The following is a 16,154-nucleotide window of genomic DNA, read 5'->3' as shown; positions in this document are numbered from 1 at the left end:
CATCACCCGCTGGTGGGACTCGGCGGTCGTCTTCAGGCGGTCCATCGCCTCGGTGGCGACGCCGACCGCGGTGTCGAAGCCGAAGGTGCGGTCCGTGGAGGAGATGTCGTTGTCGATGGTCTTCGGCACGCCGACCACCGGCAGACCGGCGTCGGACAGCATCCGGGCCGCCGTCAGCGTGCCCTCGCCGCCGATCGGGACGAGCGCGTCGATGCCGAAGTCCTCGACCATGTCACCGGCCCGCTCGCAGGCCTCGCGCAGCCGGTCGCGCTCCAGCCGCGACGAGCCCAGGATGGTGCCGCCGCGGGCCAGGATGCCGCTGACGGCGTTGAGGTCGAGTCGGCGGTAGCGGCCGTCGAGGAGACCGGCGTAGCCGTCCTCGAAGCCGATGACCTCGTCGCCGTAGTGGTCGACCGCTCGGTGCACGACCGACCGGATCACGGCGTTCAGGCCTGGGCAGTCGCCGCCTGCGGTGAGAACCCCGATGCGCATCGTGCTGTGTCTCCTGCTCGCTGTTGATACCGGTGAGCCAGTCCGATTGTTTCATGTCCGGAGAGCGTCACCGATCCCCCTGTGTCCGGCACAGGGCCATCGGTCCCGGTCCGACCCCCGCCACAGGTCCTGACATGGGGGACGAATGCTGACGGGCGCCTTATCCAGCGCCGGGGGTATTGTCAAGTAGGTTCCGCTCACCTCGGTGGGCGATTTTCACGAGCCCTCGTGCGGGCCGTGGGGACCCGGCCGACCTCGACGGACGAGCGACGAAACGGAGAGCACGCGTGACGCGCAGCGTGTACGTGACCGGTATCGACCGCGGCGACGGCCGCCAGGTCGTCGAGCTGGGGGTCATGGAGCTCCTGACCCGGCAGGTCGACCGGGTGGGGGTGTTCCGGCCGCTGGTCCACCACAGCCCCGACCGGCTGTTCGAGCTGCTGCGCGCCCGCTACCGGCTCTCCCAGGACCCGGCCACCGTCTACGGCATGGACTACCACGAGGCGTCCGCGCTCCAGGCCGAGCGGGGCGCGGACGAGCTGGTGTCCGTCCTCGTCGACCGGTTCCACGCGGTGGCCCGCGACTTCGACGTCGTCCTCGTCCTCGGCACCGACTTCGCCGACACCCAGCTGCCCGACGAGCTGTCCCTCAACGCCCGTCTCGCCAACGAGTTCGGCGCCTCGGTGATCCCGGTGGTGGGCGGCCGCAAGCAGACCTGCGAGTCCGTGCTCGCCGAGACCCGCAACGCCTACCGGGCCTACGACGGCCTGGGCTGCGACGTGCTGGCCATGGTGACCAACCGGGTGGCCCGGGAGGACCGGGACGAGATCGCGGGGAAGCTGGACTCCCGGCTGCCGGTGCCCTGTTACGTCCTGCCCGACGAGCCCGCCCTGTCCGCGCCGACCGTCTCCCAGATCGCCCAGGCGCTGGGCGCGAAGGTCGTGCTGGGCGACGACTCGGGGCTGGCCCGGGACGCGCTCGACTTCGTCTTCGGCGGCGCGATGCTGCCGAAGTTCCTGAGCGCCCTGACCCCGGGCTGCCTGGTCGTCACCCCGGGCGACCGCGCCGACCTGGTCGTCGGCTCGCTGGCCGCGCACAGCTCCGGCACCCCGCCGATAGCCGGCGTGCTGCTCACCCTCGGCGAGGCGCCCGACGACAACGTCCTGACCCTGGCCGCCCGGCTGGCGCCCGGCACCCCGGTGCTGTCCGTGCCCGGCATGAGCTTCCCGACGGCCGAGCAGCTCTTCTCCCTGGAGGGGAAGTTGAACGCGGCCACGCCGCGCAAGGCGGAGACCGCGCTCGGGCTCTTCGAGCGGCACGTCGACACCGCCGACCTCATCCGCCGCGTCTCCGCCCCCAGCAGCGACCGCCTCACCCCGATGATGTTCGAGCACAAGCTGCTCGAACAGGCCCGCACCGACAAGCGCCGCGTCGTGCTGCCCGAGGGCACCGAGGAGCGCATCCTGCACGCCGCCGAGGTGCTGCTGCGCCGCGGCATCTGCGACCTCACCCTGCTCGGCCCGGTCGACCAGATCCGCAAGAAGGCCGCCGACCTCGGCATCGACCTGGGCGACTCCCAGCTGATCGACCCGGCCCACAGCGAGCTGCGGGACGCCTTCGCCGAGAAGTACGCCGGGTTCCGCGCGCACAAGGGCGTCACCGTCGAGCTGGCCTACGACGTGGTCAGCGACGCGAACTACTTCGGCACGCTGATGGTCCAGGAGGGGCTGGCGGACGGGATGGTCTCCGGGTCCGTGCACTCCACGGCGGCGACCATCCGCCCGGCCTTCGAGATCATCAAGACCAAGCCGGGCGCCGACATCGTCTCGTCGGTGTTCTTCATGTGCCTCGCCGACAAGGTCCTGGTCTACGGCGACTGCGCGGTCAACCCCGACCCGGACGCGCGGCAGCTCGCGGACATCGCCATCCAGTCGGCCACCACCGCCGAGCAGTTCGGGGTGGAGCCGCGGATCGCGATGCTGTCGTACTCGACCGGCACCTCCGGCTACGGGGCCGACGTCGACAAGGTGCGCGAGGCGACGGAGCTGGTACGGCAGCGGCGGCCCGACCTGAGGATCGAGGGGCCGATCCAGTACGACGCCGCCGTGGAGCCGACCGTCGCGGCGACCAAGCTGCCGGAGTCGGAGGTGGCCGGGCAGGCGACGGTGCTGATCTTCCCCGACCTCAACACGGGCAACAACACCTACAAGGCGGTGCAGCGTTCGGCCGGCGCGATCGCGGTCGGCCCGGTGCTGCAGGGACTGAACAAGCCGGTCAACGACCTGTCCCGGGGCGCGCTGGTCTCGGACATCGTCAACACCGTCGCCATCACCGCGATCCAGGCCCAGACCCCGACACAGAAGGCGACCGTCCAGTGAGCGCGTCCCGCGTCCTCGTCCTCAACTCCGGCTCCTCGTCGGTGAAGTACCAGCTCCTCGACATGCGGGACAGCAGCCGGCTGGCCATGGGGCTCGTCGAGCGCATCGGCGAGCAGACCTCGCGGATCCGGCACACGCACGTCGGCGACGACGACACCCGTGAGCGGAGCGGGCCGATCGCCGACCACGACGCCGCCCTGAAGGCGGTGGCGGAGGAGCTGGCCAAGGACGGGCTCGGGCTGGACTCCCCCGAACTCGCCGCCATCGGCCACCGGGTGGTGCACGGCGGGAAGACGTTCACGGAGCCGACGGTCATCGACGAGACCGTGCTCGCCGAGATCGAGCGGCTGATCCCGGTGGCCCCGCTGCACAACCCGGCCAACCTCACCGGCATCCGCACCGCGCGGGCCCTGCGGCCCGACCTGCCCCAGGTCGCCGTCTTCGACACCGCCTTCCACACGACGATGCCGGAGTCGGCCGCCCGCTACGCGATCGACGTGCGCACCGCCGACGAGCACCGCGTGCGCCGCTACGGCTTCCACGGCACCTCGCACGCGTACGTCTCGCGGGCGACGGCGAAGCTGCTGGGCCAGGCGCCCGAGGACGTGAACGTGATCGTGCTGCACCTGGGCAACGGCGCCTCCGCGTCCGCGGTGCGCGGCGGCCGGTGCGTGGACACCTCCATGGGACTGACGCCTTTGGAGGGGCTCGTGATGGGTACGCGCTCGGGAGACATGGATCCGGCCGTCATCTTCCATTTGGCGCGTGTTGGCGGAATGTCCATCGACGAAATCGACACTCTTCTCAACAAGAAGAGCGGCCTGGTCGGCCTGTGCGGCGACAACGACATGCGGGAGATACGGCGCCGGGTCGACGAGGGCGACGAGGAGGCGAGGCTCGCCTTCGACATCTACATTCACCGCCTGAAGAAGTACATCGGCGCCTATTACGCCGTGCTGGGTACGGTGGACGCGATCGCGTTCACCGCCGGCGTCGGCGAGAACGCGGCAGCGGTGCGCGAGGCGGCCGTCGCCGGCCTGGAGACCCTGGGCCTGGCGGTGGACGCGACGCTGAACGCCGTGCGCGGCGACGAGCCGCGGCTGATCTCGCCCGCCGGCGCGCGGGTGAAGATCGCGGTGGTGCCCACCGACGAAGAACTGGAAATCGCGACGCAGACCTACGCCCTGGTCGGTCGGTATTGATATGCGCTCCGCCGTGTGAGAACTGAGCGGTAACAAAGCAACTGAGCGCCGGTCCGCCCATTTGTCTCTTCCGCCAGACGGAATATTCCGCGGCGAAACAAACCGATAGGATCCACCCCATGCGCCGTTCGAAAATCGTCTGTACTCTCGGCCCCGCGGTCGACTCCCACGAAATGCTGGTCTCGATGATCGAGGCCGGAATGAACGTGGCCCGGTTCAACTTCAGCCACGGCACCCACGCCGAGCACCAGGGCCGGTACGACCGGGTCCGTGCCGCCGCCAAGGAGACCGGCCGGGCCATCGGTGTCCTCGCCGACCTCCAGGGCCCGAAGATCCGTCTGGAGACCTTCGCCGAGGGTCCGGTCGAGCTCGAGCGCGGTGACGAGTTCGTCATCACCGTCGAGGACGTCCCGGGCGACAAGACCATCTGCGGGACGACCTACAAGGGCCTGCCCGGTGACGTCGACCGCGGCGACCAGATCCTGATCAACGACGGCAACGTCGAGCTGAAGGTCCTCGACGTCGACGGCCCGCGCGTGAAGACGATCGTCATCGAGGGCGGTGTCGTCTCCGACCACAAGGGCATCAACCTGCCCGGTACGGCCGTCAACGTGCCCGCGCTGTCCGAGAAGGACGTCGAGGACCTGCGCTTCGCCCTCCGCATGGGCTGCGACATGGTCGCGCTGTCCTTCGTCCGCGACGCCCGCGACGTGGCCGACGTCCACAAGGTGATGGACGAGGAGGGCCGCCGGGTCCCGGTCATCGCCAAGGTGGAGAAGCCGCAGGCGGTGGACAACATGGAGGACGTCGTGATGGCGTTCGACGCCGTCATGGTGGCCCGCGGCGACCTGGCCGTCGAGTACCCGCTCGAGAAGGTCCCGATGGTGCAGAAGCGCCTCATCGAGCTGTGCCGCCGCAACGCCAAGCCGGTGATCGTGGCGACCCAGATGATGGAGTCGATGATCACCAACTCCCGTCCCACGCGCGCCGAGGCGTCCGACGTCGCCAACGCGATCCTGGACGGCGCGGACGCGGTCATGCTCTCCGCCGAGTCCTCCGTCGGCGCCTACCCGGTCGAGACCGTCAAGACGATGTCGAAGATCGTCACGGCGGCCGAGGAGGAGCTGCTGAGCAAGGGCCTGCAGCCGCTGGTGCCGGGCAAGAAGCCGCGCACGCAGGGCGGTTCGGTCGCGCGCGCCGCGTGCGAGATCGCCGACTTCCTCGGCGGCAAGGGCCTGGTGGCCTTCACCCAGTCCGGCGACACCGCCCGCCGTCTGTCGCGCTACCGCGCGCAGCAGCCGATCATCGCGTTCACCACGGACGAGGACACCCGCAACCAGCTCACGCTCAGCTGGGGCGTGGAGTCGCACGTGGTGCCGTTCGTGGGCACCACGGACGAGATGGTCGACATGGTCGACCAGGAGATCGCCAAGATCAACCGCTTCTCCGCGGGCGACACCGTCATCATCACCGCCGGCTCGCCCCCCGGCGTCCCCGGCACCACCAACATGCTCCGTGTCCACCACATCGGCAGCAACTGACAGCCCCGCCAGACCCGTTGTACGGCGCTGAGGGCGCCCCCCGTGCTGGGGGGCGCCCTCAGGCCTTTGCGGCTCCCGAACGGGTCCGTGGCGGGCGTCAGCCGGTTCCGTCGGTCGTGTACACGTGCATGCCGGGCACGTGCAGGGTGCCGCCGAACTGGGCGGCCTGGACGACCTTGACGTTGGTGAAGTAGATCAGCGGGATGTTCAGCGGAGGCGGGTTGTCCGGGCTGAACGTGATCGGGATCAGGCCGAACAGGTTCCCGGAGATGGACTCCGTGTACATCGTGGTGTCGCCGTCGCGGATCGTGGACGTCGTGCCCGAGCCGGCCTGCACGTGGTAGGTCTTGCCCTGCTGCTTGTCCTTGACCGTCTGGTGCAGGTCACCGATGTCGGTGCCGCCCGAGATGACGTACTTCAGCACCTTCTTGGTGGTGCCGCCCGCCGTCTTCACCTCCACGACGCCCTGGTAGTCGGCGCCCTTCAGCAGCAGCGAGCTGGCGTTGAGGTACCAGGGGTCGTCCGCCACCGCCACCTTGTTGTCGACGCCGCTGACGTCCTCCGTGGCGGCCGGGCAGTTCTTCGCGTCGGTGCTGGAACTCGCCGAAGGGCTCGGGGAGGAGGTGGCCGTCTCGGCGGCCTTCTCGACCGTCTTGGTGACGTCCTTGGCCGCGTCGGTGGCCGTGTCGGTCGTCTTCTTGACCGTGTCGGTGACCTTTTTGGTCGTGTCCTTCACGGTGCCGGACGCGCCCGACGTCGAGGAGTCCTTCGTCGACGTGTCGCTCGACGAGGACGACGCGGAGGCGGACGGCGACGGGCTCGCGCTCGACGAGGAGCCGGAGCCGCTGCCGCCGGTGAAGATGCCGGTGATCGCGTCGCCGAGGTCCCCCAGCAGGCCGCCGCCGCTGCTGCTGCTGCTCGCGGACGCCGAGGGGCTCGGCGTGGCCGTGTCGCCGGACGTGTCCTTGCTCGAACCGTCCGTCGCGGACGGGCTGGGCGTCGCCTTGTCGTCGGAACCTGAATCCGACGAAGAGGTCGTGCCGGAGCCCGAGCCCGTGGCGGAGGAGTCCTTCGACGTGCCGGTGGAGGCCGACGGCGAGGGCGTGGCCTGGTCCGCGGGGGCGCTGGTGCTCGCCGAGGCGGACGGCGACGGCGAGGCCGAGGAACCGTCCAGCGCGGCAACGCAGTTCTTGTACTCGTCGGCGGTCAGGCTCTTCGCCGTCGGCGTCGAACCCCCGCTGTCGGCGAGGGCGAGCGAGGACGTGAAGCCCATGCCCATGAGGACGGCGGTCGGCATGGCCGCCATGGCTATCGCCTTGCCGGCCGGCATGTGGAACCGGGTGAACAGCGGCTTCTTGGGTGCCGCGTGGCGCGGCCCGGTTCTCACACGGGACTCGTCCACGTCAGCCCCGTGGGTCACCTCGTCAGCCGGCACTGTGCCTCCCGTTCGCCCCGTTGGCCGGGCTCGTTCCTGACAGATCGTTCGGCTCGCCCACCACGGGCTTGAGGATGGTGGTGTCGGGGTCGGTGGCCTGCGGCGCACCGCCCTTACCGGTGGTGTCCTCCTGGGCCGGCTGCTCACCGGGCTCCGCGCCCGGAGCCCAGGCGACGGCCATGGCCCCGCCCACCAGCGAGAGCAGGAACCCCATGAGGAACCCGCCGAGGTTGGACACCGGGATGGACACCAGGCCCAGCAGGATCGCGGCGACACCGGCGAAGACCCGTACGTGCTTCTGGAACCAGAGACTGACGCCCAGGACGACGAGCAGCACGCCGATGATCAGGGAACCGGCTCCGCCGGTGGTGGCCATCGCCAACGTCAGGTGACCGACCTGGAGATGCGCGTACGGGAAGTACATGATCGGAAAGCCGGCGAGCAGGACGAACAGTCCGGCCCAGAACGGCCGCGTACCCCGCCAGGCGCGGAACTGCAGCCTCCGGCGGCTGAACTGGCCGACGGGTGCGGCAGGAGTCTCGGCGCTCATGGAAAACAGCTCCCTGGTGCGGCGTTGCTGTGGTGATCGTGCTGTGTGGTGACGCTGTGGTGGTGAGTGTGGTGCGTGTGAAGAAGGTGGGGGAAGGTGGACGGGCGGGGGCGCCATCGGCTCCCCCGCCCGTCACCGAGTGCTCAGTAGCACTCGTGCGTACCCGCCTGCACGGACATCTTCAGGCCGCTGAGCTTGAAGGTTCCGGCGGTGGTCGCCCACGCCGTCTGCTTCACGCCGGTCAGCGAGGCGTGCTCGGCCTGCTGCGCGAAGCCGTACGGGTTCGCGCTGTCCCCGCTGTGGATGCCGGGGCCCTTGTTCGCGTCCTTGGCCGCAACACCGATGTCGATGTTGGTGAACGTCGCGTCGGCCGACAGGTCGTCGAGGTCGATGTAGAGGTTGTTGGCCTCGACCGGCTTGTCACCGCCGCCCGCCTTCAGGATGAGGCTGACGCTGCCGAGGATCGGCACGTCCGGGGTGACCACGGACTGGCACAGACCCTTGATGGACGCGGACTTGAACGCCGAGACCGCGACCGGGTGGAGGGTCTTCTTGCCGTCGAGGGTGTACCCCTGGTCGAGGGCTCCGTACTGCGAGAAGCCGTCACCTTCCAGCTGGTCTGCCGAGACCTTGAACTGCTGGCCGGAGACGCTGAACGACGCGGCGAGAGCGCCCTGCGCGAGGGCGACACCTATCGCGGCCGTAGCGGCGACGCTGGGCACCATGACCACAGCGAACCGCTTCCATCTGGTCCCGCCACGCACCTGGGACTCCATATTTCCTCCTTCTCGGACGTACATCTCCTGGTCCCGGCTGCCCCCAGTCGGCGGCTCGTCCGGGCAGGGATGGGAGAAGTGCTACGTCCTCGGGAAGGAGAGCGCCCGTCTCGGAGGCGCGAACCGCGCACCGATCACCGGCGATCACCCCCGAGCGACAACCACTGGTCGCGCCTGACACGCATCACGCACAACCTTGCTGGACAGGCTTCACCGACGGGTGAAGACCCCCCTGCCCAAGAGCCGGCGCCGTCGGGCGCTGACTCTGCTCGGTGGGGACCCAGGAACTCCCGCGACCCGACCGGCTGTCGGGGTACGGGAACGGACCGAGCGTGGCCGATCGTGGTGCATTCTCGCCGCCCGCACAAGGGCCTTCGTTACTCGGTAGTAACGGCCGGATAACCGAAGGACGACCCACAGGTCTCGGGCGGCGACGCAGGGTGCACCCGGAGGTGGGGACAAAGCTATTGATCGTTGGACAGAAACCGACAGATCAACGCCCGTAACTTACTCCCAGTAACAGCGGCCGCGATTACCAAGATTTGGTAAAGCGCGGCCGCAGTGGAGCTACGTCGGCAAATCTTTCACTCGGGCATCACATGCGGTGACGTTTAGCGACTGGTCAGAACAGCGCCCGCGCCAGCGCCCGCCGGGCCGTCGCCACACGGGGATCGTCCGCCCCTACGACCTCGAAGAGCTCCAGCAGTCGCAGGCGTACCGCGTCCCGGTCGTCACCGGCCGTGCGCCGGACGGTCTCGATGAGCCGCCCGAAGGCGTCCTCCACATGACCGCCGACGAGATCCAGGTCCGCCGCGGCGATCTGCGCCCGCACGTCGGCCGGCTTCTCGGCCGCGTCCCGGCGCACCGCCTGCGGGTCGAGTCCCTGCACCCGCTGCAGCAACTCCGCCTGCGCGAGGCCGAGTTTGGCCTCGGGGTTGGCCGGGTCGTCGCTCAGCACGTTCTTGTACGCCTGGACGGCTCCGCTGAAGTCCCCCGAGTCCAGGGCCTGTACGGCGGCCTCGAGCAGGGCGTCGTACGGCCCCGCCGGCGTCTCCTCGGGCTCGGGGCGGGCGCCGCCCGGCTCCGCGTCGGGGTCGACGACGAGACCGGTCAGGCCGAACCGCTGCTCGGCGACCTGCACCAACTGGTCGAGGGTCTGGCGGATCTGCGCCTCGCCGGCGGCCCCCTGGAAGAGCGGCAGGGCCTGCCCCGCGACGACCGCGAAGACGGCCGGGATCCCCTGGATGCCGAACTGCTGCATCAGCATCTGGTTGGCGTCGACGTCGATCTTGGCGAGCAGGAAACGGCCGTTGTACTCGACGGCGAGCCGCTCCAGGACCGGGCTCAGCTGCTTGCAGGGCTCGCACCACTCGGCCCAGAAGTCGATGACGACGGGCACCTCGGTGGAGCGCTGCAGGACATCGCGCTCGAAGCCGGCCTCGTCGACGTCGATCACCAGGTCCGCCGGGGAGACGGCTCCCGGGCCGCCACCCTGCCGGGCGGCCTCGGCCCGTGCCTGCTCCGCCTTCTCCTTGGCCTCCTGGGCCGCCTTCACCGCGGCGAGGTCGACGACTCCGCTCATGGACATGTTCCGTGGCTGCATGCGTCTATCCTCCCCCGTCCTGTGCGCGCGTGTGAAAAACGTCGTGAAAGCCGTCATGATGCGTGGTCGTGGTGCGTGGTCGTCGCGTCGTTCGGCGCCGGGTCCCCACCCCACGCCAGTGGTCGTCACTCCTGAGCGTCACCCGCGCGAGCCGCGCGCGAGCTTTCGCTACGAGTCGTAGCGTAATGGCACTGGGTGCCTCCCGGACACCACCCCCCGGTGATCTCCCTCACTGCCTCACGGGACCCGGCGGTTATGGTCGTGGGATGCAGAGCCGCACCCGCGTCCCCCGCGCCACCGGGCGCCCGCGCAGCGCCGCCGCGGACGCCGCGATCCTGGCGGCCACGCGAGAGGCGCTGGTGGAGCTGGGCTGGTCCAAGCTCACCCTGGGAGACGTGGCGACGCGGGCCGGGGTTGCGAAGACGACCCTCTACCGGCGCTGGGCGGGCAAGAACGAACTGGTCGTCGACGCGGTGGCCGAGCTCTTCGACGAACTGCGCCTGCCCGACCGCGGCAGCCTCGCCGCCGACATCGAGGGCGTGGTCCTGCAGTTCGCGGCGATCCTCGCCCGCCCGGAGGCGGCGTGCGGACTGATGGCGGTGGTGGCGGAGTCGACCCGCGACGACGCCCTGCGGGCACGGATCCGCACGTCGATCGTGGAGCCGCAGAAGCGGCTGGTGCTGCAGGGCCGCGAGCGCGCCCAGCAGCGCGGCGAACTGCCGGCGGAGTCGGACCCCGCGGAGGCGGCCCGCACGGTCGACCTCATCTTCGACGTGGTGGCGGGCGCGGTGGTCCACCGCACGCTGGTCAGCGCCGAGGCGGCGGACGAGGAGTGGGTGCGCGGCTTCACCCGGATCCTGCTGCTGGGGCTGACCTCCACATGACGTCGCGGGTGCCGAGGGGCCGCGCCCCCGGCACCCGCGCGTCGGGGCCTAGAAGCCGGCCGGCTCGGTGTACACCCCCCACTCGTCCCGCAGCACCCCGCAGATCTCGCCCAGGGTCGCCTCGGCGCGTACGGCGTCCAGCATCGGCTCGATCATGTTGGCGCCGGAGCGGGCGGCGGCGAGCATGGCGTCCAGGGCCGCGCGGACGCCTGCCTCGTCCCGGGCGGCCCTGCGGTCGCCCAGCACCCGCACCTGCTCGCGCTCGACCTCGTGGCTGACCCGCAGGATCTCCAGGTCGCCGGTGACGGACCCGTGGTGGACGTTGACGCCGACGACCCTCTTGTCCCCCTTCTCCAGGGCCTGCTGGTAGCGGAACGCGGACTCCGCGATCTCGCCGGTGAACCAGCCGTCCTCGATCCCGCGCAGGATGCCGGACGTGATGGGCCCGATGGGGTGCCGCCCGTCCGGATGGGCCCGCAGGCCCCGCTCCTTGATCTGCTCGAAGATCTTCTCCGCGTCCGCCTCGATCCGGTCCGTCAGCTGCTCCACGAACCACGAACCGCCCAGCGGGTCGGCCACGTTGGCGACGCCGGTCTCCTCCATGAGCACCTGCTGGGTGCGCAGCGCGATCTCCGCGGCCTGCTCGCTGGGCAGGGCGAGGGTCTCGTCGAGGGCGTTGGTGTGCAGCGAGTTGGTCCCGCCGAGCACCGCCGCGAGCGCCTCTACGGCCGTACGCACCACGTTGTTGTACGGCTGCTGGGCGGTGAGGGAGACGCCGGCGGTCTGGGTGTGGAAGCGCAGCCACTGCGCCTTCTCGCTCTTGGCCCCGTACACGTCGCGCATCCAGCGTGCCCAGATCCTGCGCGCCGCGCGGAACTTGGCGATCTCCTCGAAGAAATCGACGTGCGCGTCGAAGAAGAAGGACAGGCCGGGCGCGAAGACGTCGACGTCCAGGCCGCGGGAGAGCCCCAGTTCGACGTAGCCGAAGCCGTCGGCGAGGGTGTAGGCCAGCTCCTGGGCGGCCGTGGAGCCCGCCTCGCGGATGTGGTAGCCGGAGACCGACAGCGGCTTGTAGGCGGGGATGCCGGCGGCGCAGTACTCCATCAGGTCGCCGATCAGGCGCAGATGGGGCTCGGGCTGGAAGAGCCACTCCTTCTGCGCGATGTACTCCTTGAAGATGTCCGTCTGGAGGGTGCCGTTGAGCACGGCGGGGTCCACGCCCTGCCGCTCGGCGGCGACGAGGTACATGCAGAAGACGGGCACGGCGGGCCCGCTGATCGTCATGGACGTCGTGACGTCGCCGAGCGGGATGTCCTTGAAGAGGACCTCCATGTCGGCGGCCGAGTCGATGGCGACCCCGCAGTGGCCGACCTCGCCCAGCGAGCGCGGGTCGTCGGAGTCCCGTCCCATCAGGGTCGGCATGTCGAAGGCCACGGAGAGACCGCCGCCGCCGTTGGCGAGGATCATCTTGTAGCGCTCGTTGGTCTGCTCGGCGTTGCCGAAGCCCGCGAACTGGCGGATGGTCCAGGTCCGCCCGCGGTAGCCGGTCGGGTACAGCCCGCGGGTGAACGGGTACTCCCCCGGCCAGCCGATCCGCTCGAAGCCCTCGTAGGTGTCCCCTGGTCGGGGCCCGTACGCCGGCTCCACGGGATCACCGGAGAGCGTGGTGAAGTCGGCGTCCCGCTTGCGGGAGGCGTCGTAGCGGGCCTGCCAGCGTCGGCGGCCTTCCTCGATGGCGTCAGCGTCCATACCCTCGAATTTACTAGGACGTCCAAGTAAATGTCGATGGCAGACCGCCGCACGAACCCGTACGGCGGTGTGGTCACACCTTCGCGGCGACCGGTGCCCCGTCCGCGACCTGGGACTCCAGCTCGTGGGTGACCTTGCGCTCGACGAAGAAGGCCGCCGTCGGGATCGTCCCGGCGAGCAGCACCCACAGCTGCTTGCCGACCGGCCACTTCGCCTTCGAGCCCAGATCGAACGCGAAGACCAGGTAGACGACGTACAGCCAGCCGTGAGCGATCCCCACGAACGTGGTGAACTTGTCCGCCCCGTCGAGGTGGAGCCCGTACTTGGCGATCACGCCCAGGGTCAGCAGGACCAGCAGCACACCGGTGACGTAGGCCATGACGCGGTAGCGGGTCAGCACGCTCTTCTTCATGGCGTCGAGCGTAACCGCCCGTTCCGGGAGATCTTGGGCGGGGTCGGTGCGGGGGGCGGTGCGGGGGTCGGCGTGTGGGGGGGCGGTGTGCGGGGGGCGGTGTGCGGGGGTCTGTGTGTGTGGGGGGGGCGGTGTGCGCGGGTCTGTGTGTGTGGGGGGGCGGTGCTCAGTCCTCGTCGAAGTCGTGCGCCGCCACCCGCAGGGGCCGCAGCATCGCGAAGATCTCCGCGCACTCCTCGGCGTCGTAGACCCCCAGGCCGAAGTCCATGGCCATCAGGTCGCGGGTGGCCGCCTCGACCACCTCGCGGCCCTTGTCGGTGATGGTGGCCAGGGTGCCGCGGCCGTCGTTCGGATTCGGGCGCTTGGCCACCAGACCCGACCTGACCAGGCGGTCGACCGTGTTGGTCACCGACGTCGGGTGGACCATCAGACGCTCACCGATCTTCGACATCGTCAGCTCGCCCTCCTTGGAGAAGGTGAGCAGCACCAACGCCTCGTACCGCGCGAACGTGAGCCCGTACGGCTTGACCACCGCGTCGACCTCGGCGAGCAGGATCTGGTGCGCACGCATGATCGACGTGATGGCCGCCATCGACGGCACATTGCCCCAGCGCTGCTTCCACAGTTCGTCGGCGCGGGCGATCGGATCGAAGGCAAGACTGAGCGGCTTCGGCACGCCCAAGACCTTACCGGCCGGTCACATGGTGGTCAGCCCCGTCTCGCCCATCGGTCGGAAGGGTTCGGGTTCGGGTTCGGGAGGGTTCGGGAGCGGCCTCCGAGCGCCGGGCCTCGTGGGCCAGCAGGGCGCAGACGAGCGCGCCCAGCACTCCCGCCCCCGCGACCGTCGCCCTGACCCCGGCGAACTCCGCGACCACCCCCGCCAGGGCCATCCCCACCCCCTGGATCGTCATCAGCCCCGCCTGCAGCAACGTCATCGCCCGCCCCCGCAGCTCCTGCGGCACCGCCCGCACGAACCACTGGTCCAGGCCCAGCGTGTACGCCGACGTGGCGCCCGCGGCCAGCAGCAGGGCCAGCGAGAGGGCGAGGCCCGGGTGCAGGACGTACCCGGCGTACGGCAGGACCGCCACACAGACCAGGGGCAGCGCGATGCGCTCCCGGGTCGCGGGGCCCAGCCGGGAGCCCGCGTACAGCTCGCCGGCGATCGTGCCGACCGGCAGCGCGCACATCAGCAGGCCCAGGCCCGCCGAGCCCACCGACAGGTCGTCGGCGTACGGGGCCGCCAGGGCCTCCGGCGCCACCGCGAACATCGACGGGACCCAGAACAGCAGCAGCAGCGCGCGGACCCGGCGGTCGGCGAGGACCTGGCGGGCGCCCTTGAGGGAGTCCCGCACCAGCGGCGCCGCCGTGCCCGCGCGGGCGGGCCTGCGCCGGGTGCCGAAGCGGAGCAGCAGCGCGGAGGCGCAGAACGTGCCGACCGTGATCAGCAGCGCGTGCCGCGGCGAGACCACCATCAGCAGCAGGCCGCCCAGGCCGAACCCGACGAGCAGCGCGCTCTGCGAGACGATCCGCAGCAGCGAGCGGCCCAGGACGAACCGGTCGCCGTCGCCCAGGATGTCGGTGAGCGTGGCCAGGCGCGTCCCCTGGAACACCGGTGAGACCGCCGCGACGGCGCAGCGCATGGCCAGCAGGACGCCGATGTGCGCGCCCGGCAGCGTCATCACCGCCACGCAGACCGCGCACAGCAGGTCGCACGACACCAGCACCCGGCGGGCCGGGAAGCGGTCGGCGACGCCCGCGAGGAGGGTGCCGCCGATGACGTACGGCAGGAAGCCGAGCGCGAAGGTGAGGGCGCTCATCAGGGGGGAGCCGGTCAGGTCGTAGACGAGGACGGAGAGGGAGATCTCGCTGACGATCAGGCCGAGGAGGGAGAGGGCGTGGGCCGCGAAGACCGCTCGGAACTCGCGGACTGCGAAGACCGCTGTGTAGCGGGTGGGGGGTGGGGGTGCGGGGTTGGGTGTTGCTGCGGGCATGGGGAGCAGCCTGGTGGTGTGGGTTACGGCATCCTAGAGATTCGGTCTCACGCGAATGTTGGGTGGCGGTGCGGGTGCCTTCGCGGTTGCGGTTCGGGGAGGACGACTTTCTGCGGTGCCGGTTCGCCGTGTCTCCGCTGTGGGAGACGCAGGAGCTGGTGCGCACGCTGAAGCGGCGCGAGCGGCACGGGTATCACGCGCGGTGGCTGCGGCGGGTCGGTGAAGTGGCCCGGGGGCTGGACCTCGGCGGTCTGTGGCTGCTGATGCCGCAGCCCGGTCACTGTCCCGACTGGCTGTGCCCGCCGCCGATCGGGCCCGCCGCCTCCTTCGAGGAGGAGATCGCGGCGGTGCGGGCGAGTGATCCGGAGGTCGCGCTCGCGGACACCTTGAAGTCCCTCGCCGACACCCCGGGGGCTCTCGAGTCGCCGGCCGCCGCGCGGTGGACCGGCGATCCCGCGGGGATGGTCGCGGAACTCGCGGACGCGATGGAGGGCGTCTGGCGCGCCCTGATCGCTCCGGACTGGCCGCGGCTGCGCGCCCTGCTGGAGGCCGACATCGCCTTCCACTCGCGGAGACTGGCCGAGGTGGGGCTCGGCGGGCTGCTGCCGGAGATCAACCGGCGGTTCGGCTGGGAGGCGGGGACGCTGACCGTCGAGTTCCGCGGTGAGCACGAGCGTGAGCTGGCGGGGCAGGGGCTCGTACTGTTGCCGAGCGTCTTCATCTGGCCGGACGTGGTGAGCACCTTCGATCCGCCCTGGCAGCCGACGCTGGCCTATCCGGCGCGGGGGATCGGCGGGCTGTGGGCCGAGCCGGCCGAGCGCACTCCGGACGTTCTGGTGCGGCTGCTGGGGCGGGGGCGGGCCGCCGTGCTCGACGCCCTCGACGAACCGGCCGGCACCGGGGCGCTCGCCCACCGGCTGGGGCTCGCGCCGTCCTCCGTCTCCGCGCATCTGACGCTGCTGCGGGACGCCGGGCTGCTGGTCGCGCGGCGGTACGGCCATCAAGTGCTGTACGAGCGGACGCCGTTGGGGATCGCGTTGGTGTCCGGGGACGGGTGAGGGGTCGGGGGCGGGGTGGGGGGTGTCCGTCCTCGGTCGGGCGGTGAGGTCGGTTTGTCCGGGCCCGGCGTTGACGCCCGACA

General features: G+C 70.6%; 14 protein-coding genes. 5 read left to right on the top strand and 9 right to left on the bottom strand.

The genetic code is table 11. From position 1 onward, the window contains the following. Positions 1-492: 6-phosphofructokinase (locus M8J74_RS32985; RefSeq protein ID WP_249839948.1), on the bottom strand; the 492-nt coding region annotated here is incomplete at its 3' end. Between the two features lie 287 nt (positions 493-779). Between M8J74_RS32985 and pta the strand changes: the two genes are divergently transcribed. The 3 genes from pta (at position 780) to pyk (ending at position 5,613) form a co-directional block, all read left to right on the top strand. Then, on the top strand, positions 780-2,870 hold the full coding sequence (gene pta, locus M8J74_RS32980) for a phosphate acetyltransferase (protein ID WP_249839947.1): 2,091 nt from the start codon (positions 780-782) through the stop codon (positions 2,868-2,870). Further along, positions 2,867-4,072: an acetate kinase gene (locus tag M8J74_RS32975; protein WP_249839946.1), complete on the top strand. Its 1,206-nt coding sequence runs from the start codon at positions 2,867-2,869 to the stop codon at positions 4,070-4,072. Before pta ends, M8J74_RS32975 begins: the two co-directional genes overlap by 4 nt. A 119-nt stretch (positions 4,073-4,191) precedes the next feature. Further along, a complete protein-coding gene (gene pyk, locus M8J74_RS32970; protein WP_249839945.1) occupies positions 4,192-5,613 on the top strand; it encodes a pyruvate kinase in 1,422 nt (473 codons plus the stop codon). Between the two features lie 97 nt (positions 5,614-5,710). On the opposite strand, the gene M8J74_RS32965 is transcribed toward pyk, so the two are convergent. The 4 genes from M8J74_RS32965 to M8J74_RS32950 all read right to left on the bottom strand — a co-directional run bounded on the left by M8J74_RS32965 (position 5,711) and on the right by M8J74_RS32950 (position 9,977). Further along, positions 5,711-7,048: a hypothetical protein gene (locus M8J74_RS32965; protein ID WP_249839944.1), complete on the bottom strand. Its 1,338-nt coding sequence runs from the start codon at positions 7,046-7,048 to the stop codon at positions 5,711-5,713. After that, positions 7,038-7,598 carry a DUF6114 domain-containing protein gene (locus tag M8J74_RS32960; RefSeq protein WP_249839943.1) on the bottom strand — a complete coding sequence of 187 codons (561 nt, stop codon included), beginning with the start codon at positions 7,596-7,598 and terminating at the stop codon, positions 7,038-7,040. Before M8J74_RS32960 ends, M8J74_RS32965 begins: the two co-directional genes overlap by 11 nt. Positions 7,599-7,741: 143 nt before the next feature. Next, the gene (locus M8J74_RS32955) at positions 7,742-8,374 is read right to left on the bottom strand and encodes a DUF6230 family protein (RefSeq protein ID WP_249839942.1); all 633 of its coding nucleotides are present in this window, start codon (positions 8,372-8,374) and stop codon (positions 7,742-7,744) included. A 622-nt stretch (positions 8,375-8,996) separates the two neighbouring features. Next, positions 8,997-9,977: a tetratricopeptide repeat protein gene (locus M8J74_RS32950; RefSeq protein WP_249839941.1), complete on the bottom strand. Its 981-nt coding sequence runs from the start codon at positions 9,975-9,977 to the stop codon at positions 8,997-8,999. A 266-nt stretch (positions 9,978-10,243) separates the two neighbouring features. Between M8J74_RS32950 and M8J74_RS32945 the strand changes: the two genes are divergently transcribed. Further along, complete coding sequence (locus M8J74_RS32945) at positions 10,244-10,861, top strand: TetR/AcrR family transcriptional regulator (protein WP_058923105.1); 618 nt, start codon at positions 10,244-10,246, stop codon at positions 10,859-10,861. 48 nt (positions 10,862-10,909) lie between these two features. On the opposite strand, the gene icmA is transcribed toward M8J74_RS32945, so the two are convergent. From icmA to M8J74_RS32925, 4 genes are all read right to left on the bottom strand, one after another. Further along, positions 10,910-12,610 (bottom strand): coenzyme B12-dependent isobutyryl-CoA mutase large subunit, encoded by a 1,701-nt coding sequence (icmA, locus tag M8J74_RS32940; protein WP_249839940.1) that lies wholly within the window; start codon positions 12,608-12,610, stop codon positions 10,910-10,912. A gap of 73 nt (positions 12,611-12,683) precedes the next feature. Beyond that, positions 12,684-13,022 (bottom strand): DUF3817 domain-containing protein, encoded by a 339-nt coding sequence (locus tag M8J74_RS32935; protein ID WP_058923107.1) that lies wholly within the window; start codon positions 13,020-13,022, stop codon positions 12,684-12,686. Positions 13,023-13,188: 166 nt separating this feature from the next. Then, positions 13,189-13,698, bottom strand: a complete 510-nt coding sequence (locus M8J74_RS32930) for a MarR family winged helix-turn-helix transcriptional regulator (RefSeq protein ID WP_058923108.1) — start codon at positions 13,696-13,698, stop codon at positions 13,189-13,191. A 10-nt stretch (positions 13,699-13,708) separates the two neighbouring features. Next, complete coding sequence (locus M8J74_RS32925; protein WP_249839939.1) at positions 13,709-15,013, bottom strand: MFS transporter; 1,305 nt, start codon at positions 15,011-15,013, stop codon at positions 13,709-13,711. A 74-nt stretch (positions 15,014-15,087) separates the two neighbouring features. Here M8J74_RS32925 and M8J74_RS32920 point away from each other — a divergent pair, with 74 nt between their 5' ends. Then, a complete protein-coding gene (locus M8J74_RS32920) occupies positions 15,088-16,071 on the top strand; it encodes an ArsR/SmtB family transcription factor (protein WP_249839938.1) in 984 nt (327 codons plus the stop codon). Positions 16,072-16,154 lie beyond the last annotated feature (83 nt).

It is taken from the genome of Streptomyces panaciradicis (genome assembly GCF_023516615.1).
Taxonomy (GTDB): Bacteria; Actinomycetota; Actinomycetes; order Streptomycetales; family Streptomycetaceae; genus Streptomyces; species Streptomyces panaciradicis.
The sequence above is the reverse complement of the archived record's forward strand: the minus strand, read 5'-3'. Positions and strand labels throughout refer to the sequence as shown.

Bases quoted from the DNA above. Each gene is read 5' to 3' on its own strand.
- pyk (WP_249839945.1), top strand. From the start codon at position 4,192: ATGCGCCGTTCGAAAATCGTCTGTACTCTCGGCCCCGCGGTCGACTCC.
- M8J74_RS32960 (WP_249839943.1), bottom strand. From the start codon at position 7,598: ATGAGCGCCGAGACTCCTGCCGCACCCGTCGGCCAGTTCAGCCGCCGG.
- M8J74_RS32955 (WP_249839942.1), bottom strand. From the start codon at position 8,374: ATGGAGTCCCAGGTGCGTGGCGGGACCAGATGGAAGCGGTTCGCTGTG.
- M8J74_RS32950 (WP_249839941.1), bottom strand. From the start codon at position 9,977: ATGCAGCCACGGAACATGTCCATGAGCGGAGTCGTCGACCTCGCCGCG.
- M8J74_RS32945 (WP_058923105.1), top strand. From the start codon at position 10,244: ATGCAGAGCCGCACCCGCGTCCCCCGCGCCACCGGGCGCCCGCGCAGC.
- icmA (WP_249839940.1), bottom strand. From the start codon at position 12,610: ATGGACGCTGACGCCATCGAGGAAGGCCGCCGACGCTGGCAGGCCCGC.
- M8J74_RS32935 (WP_058923107.1), bottom strand. From the start codon at position 13,022: ATGAAGAAGAGCGTGCTGACCCGCTACCGCGTCATGGCCTACGTCACC.
- M8J74_RS32925 (WP_249839939.1), bottom strand. From the start codon at position 15,013: ATGCCCGCAGCAACACCCAACCCCGCACCCCCACCCCCCACCCGCTAC.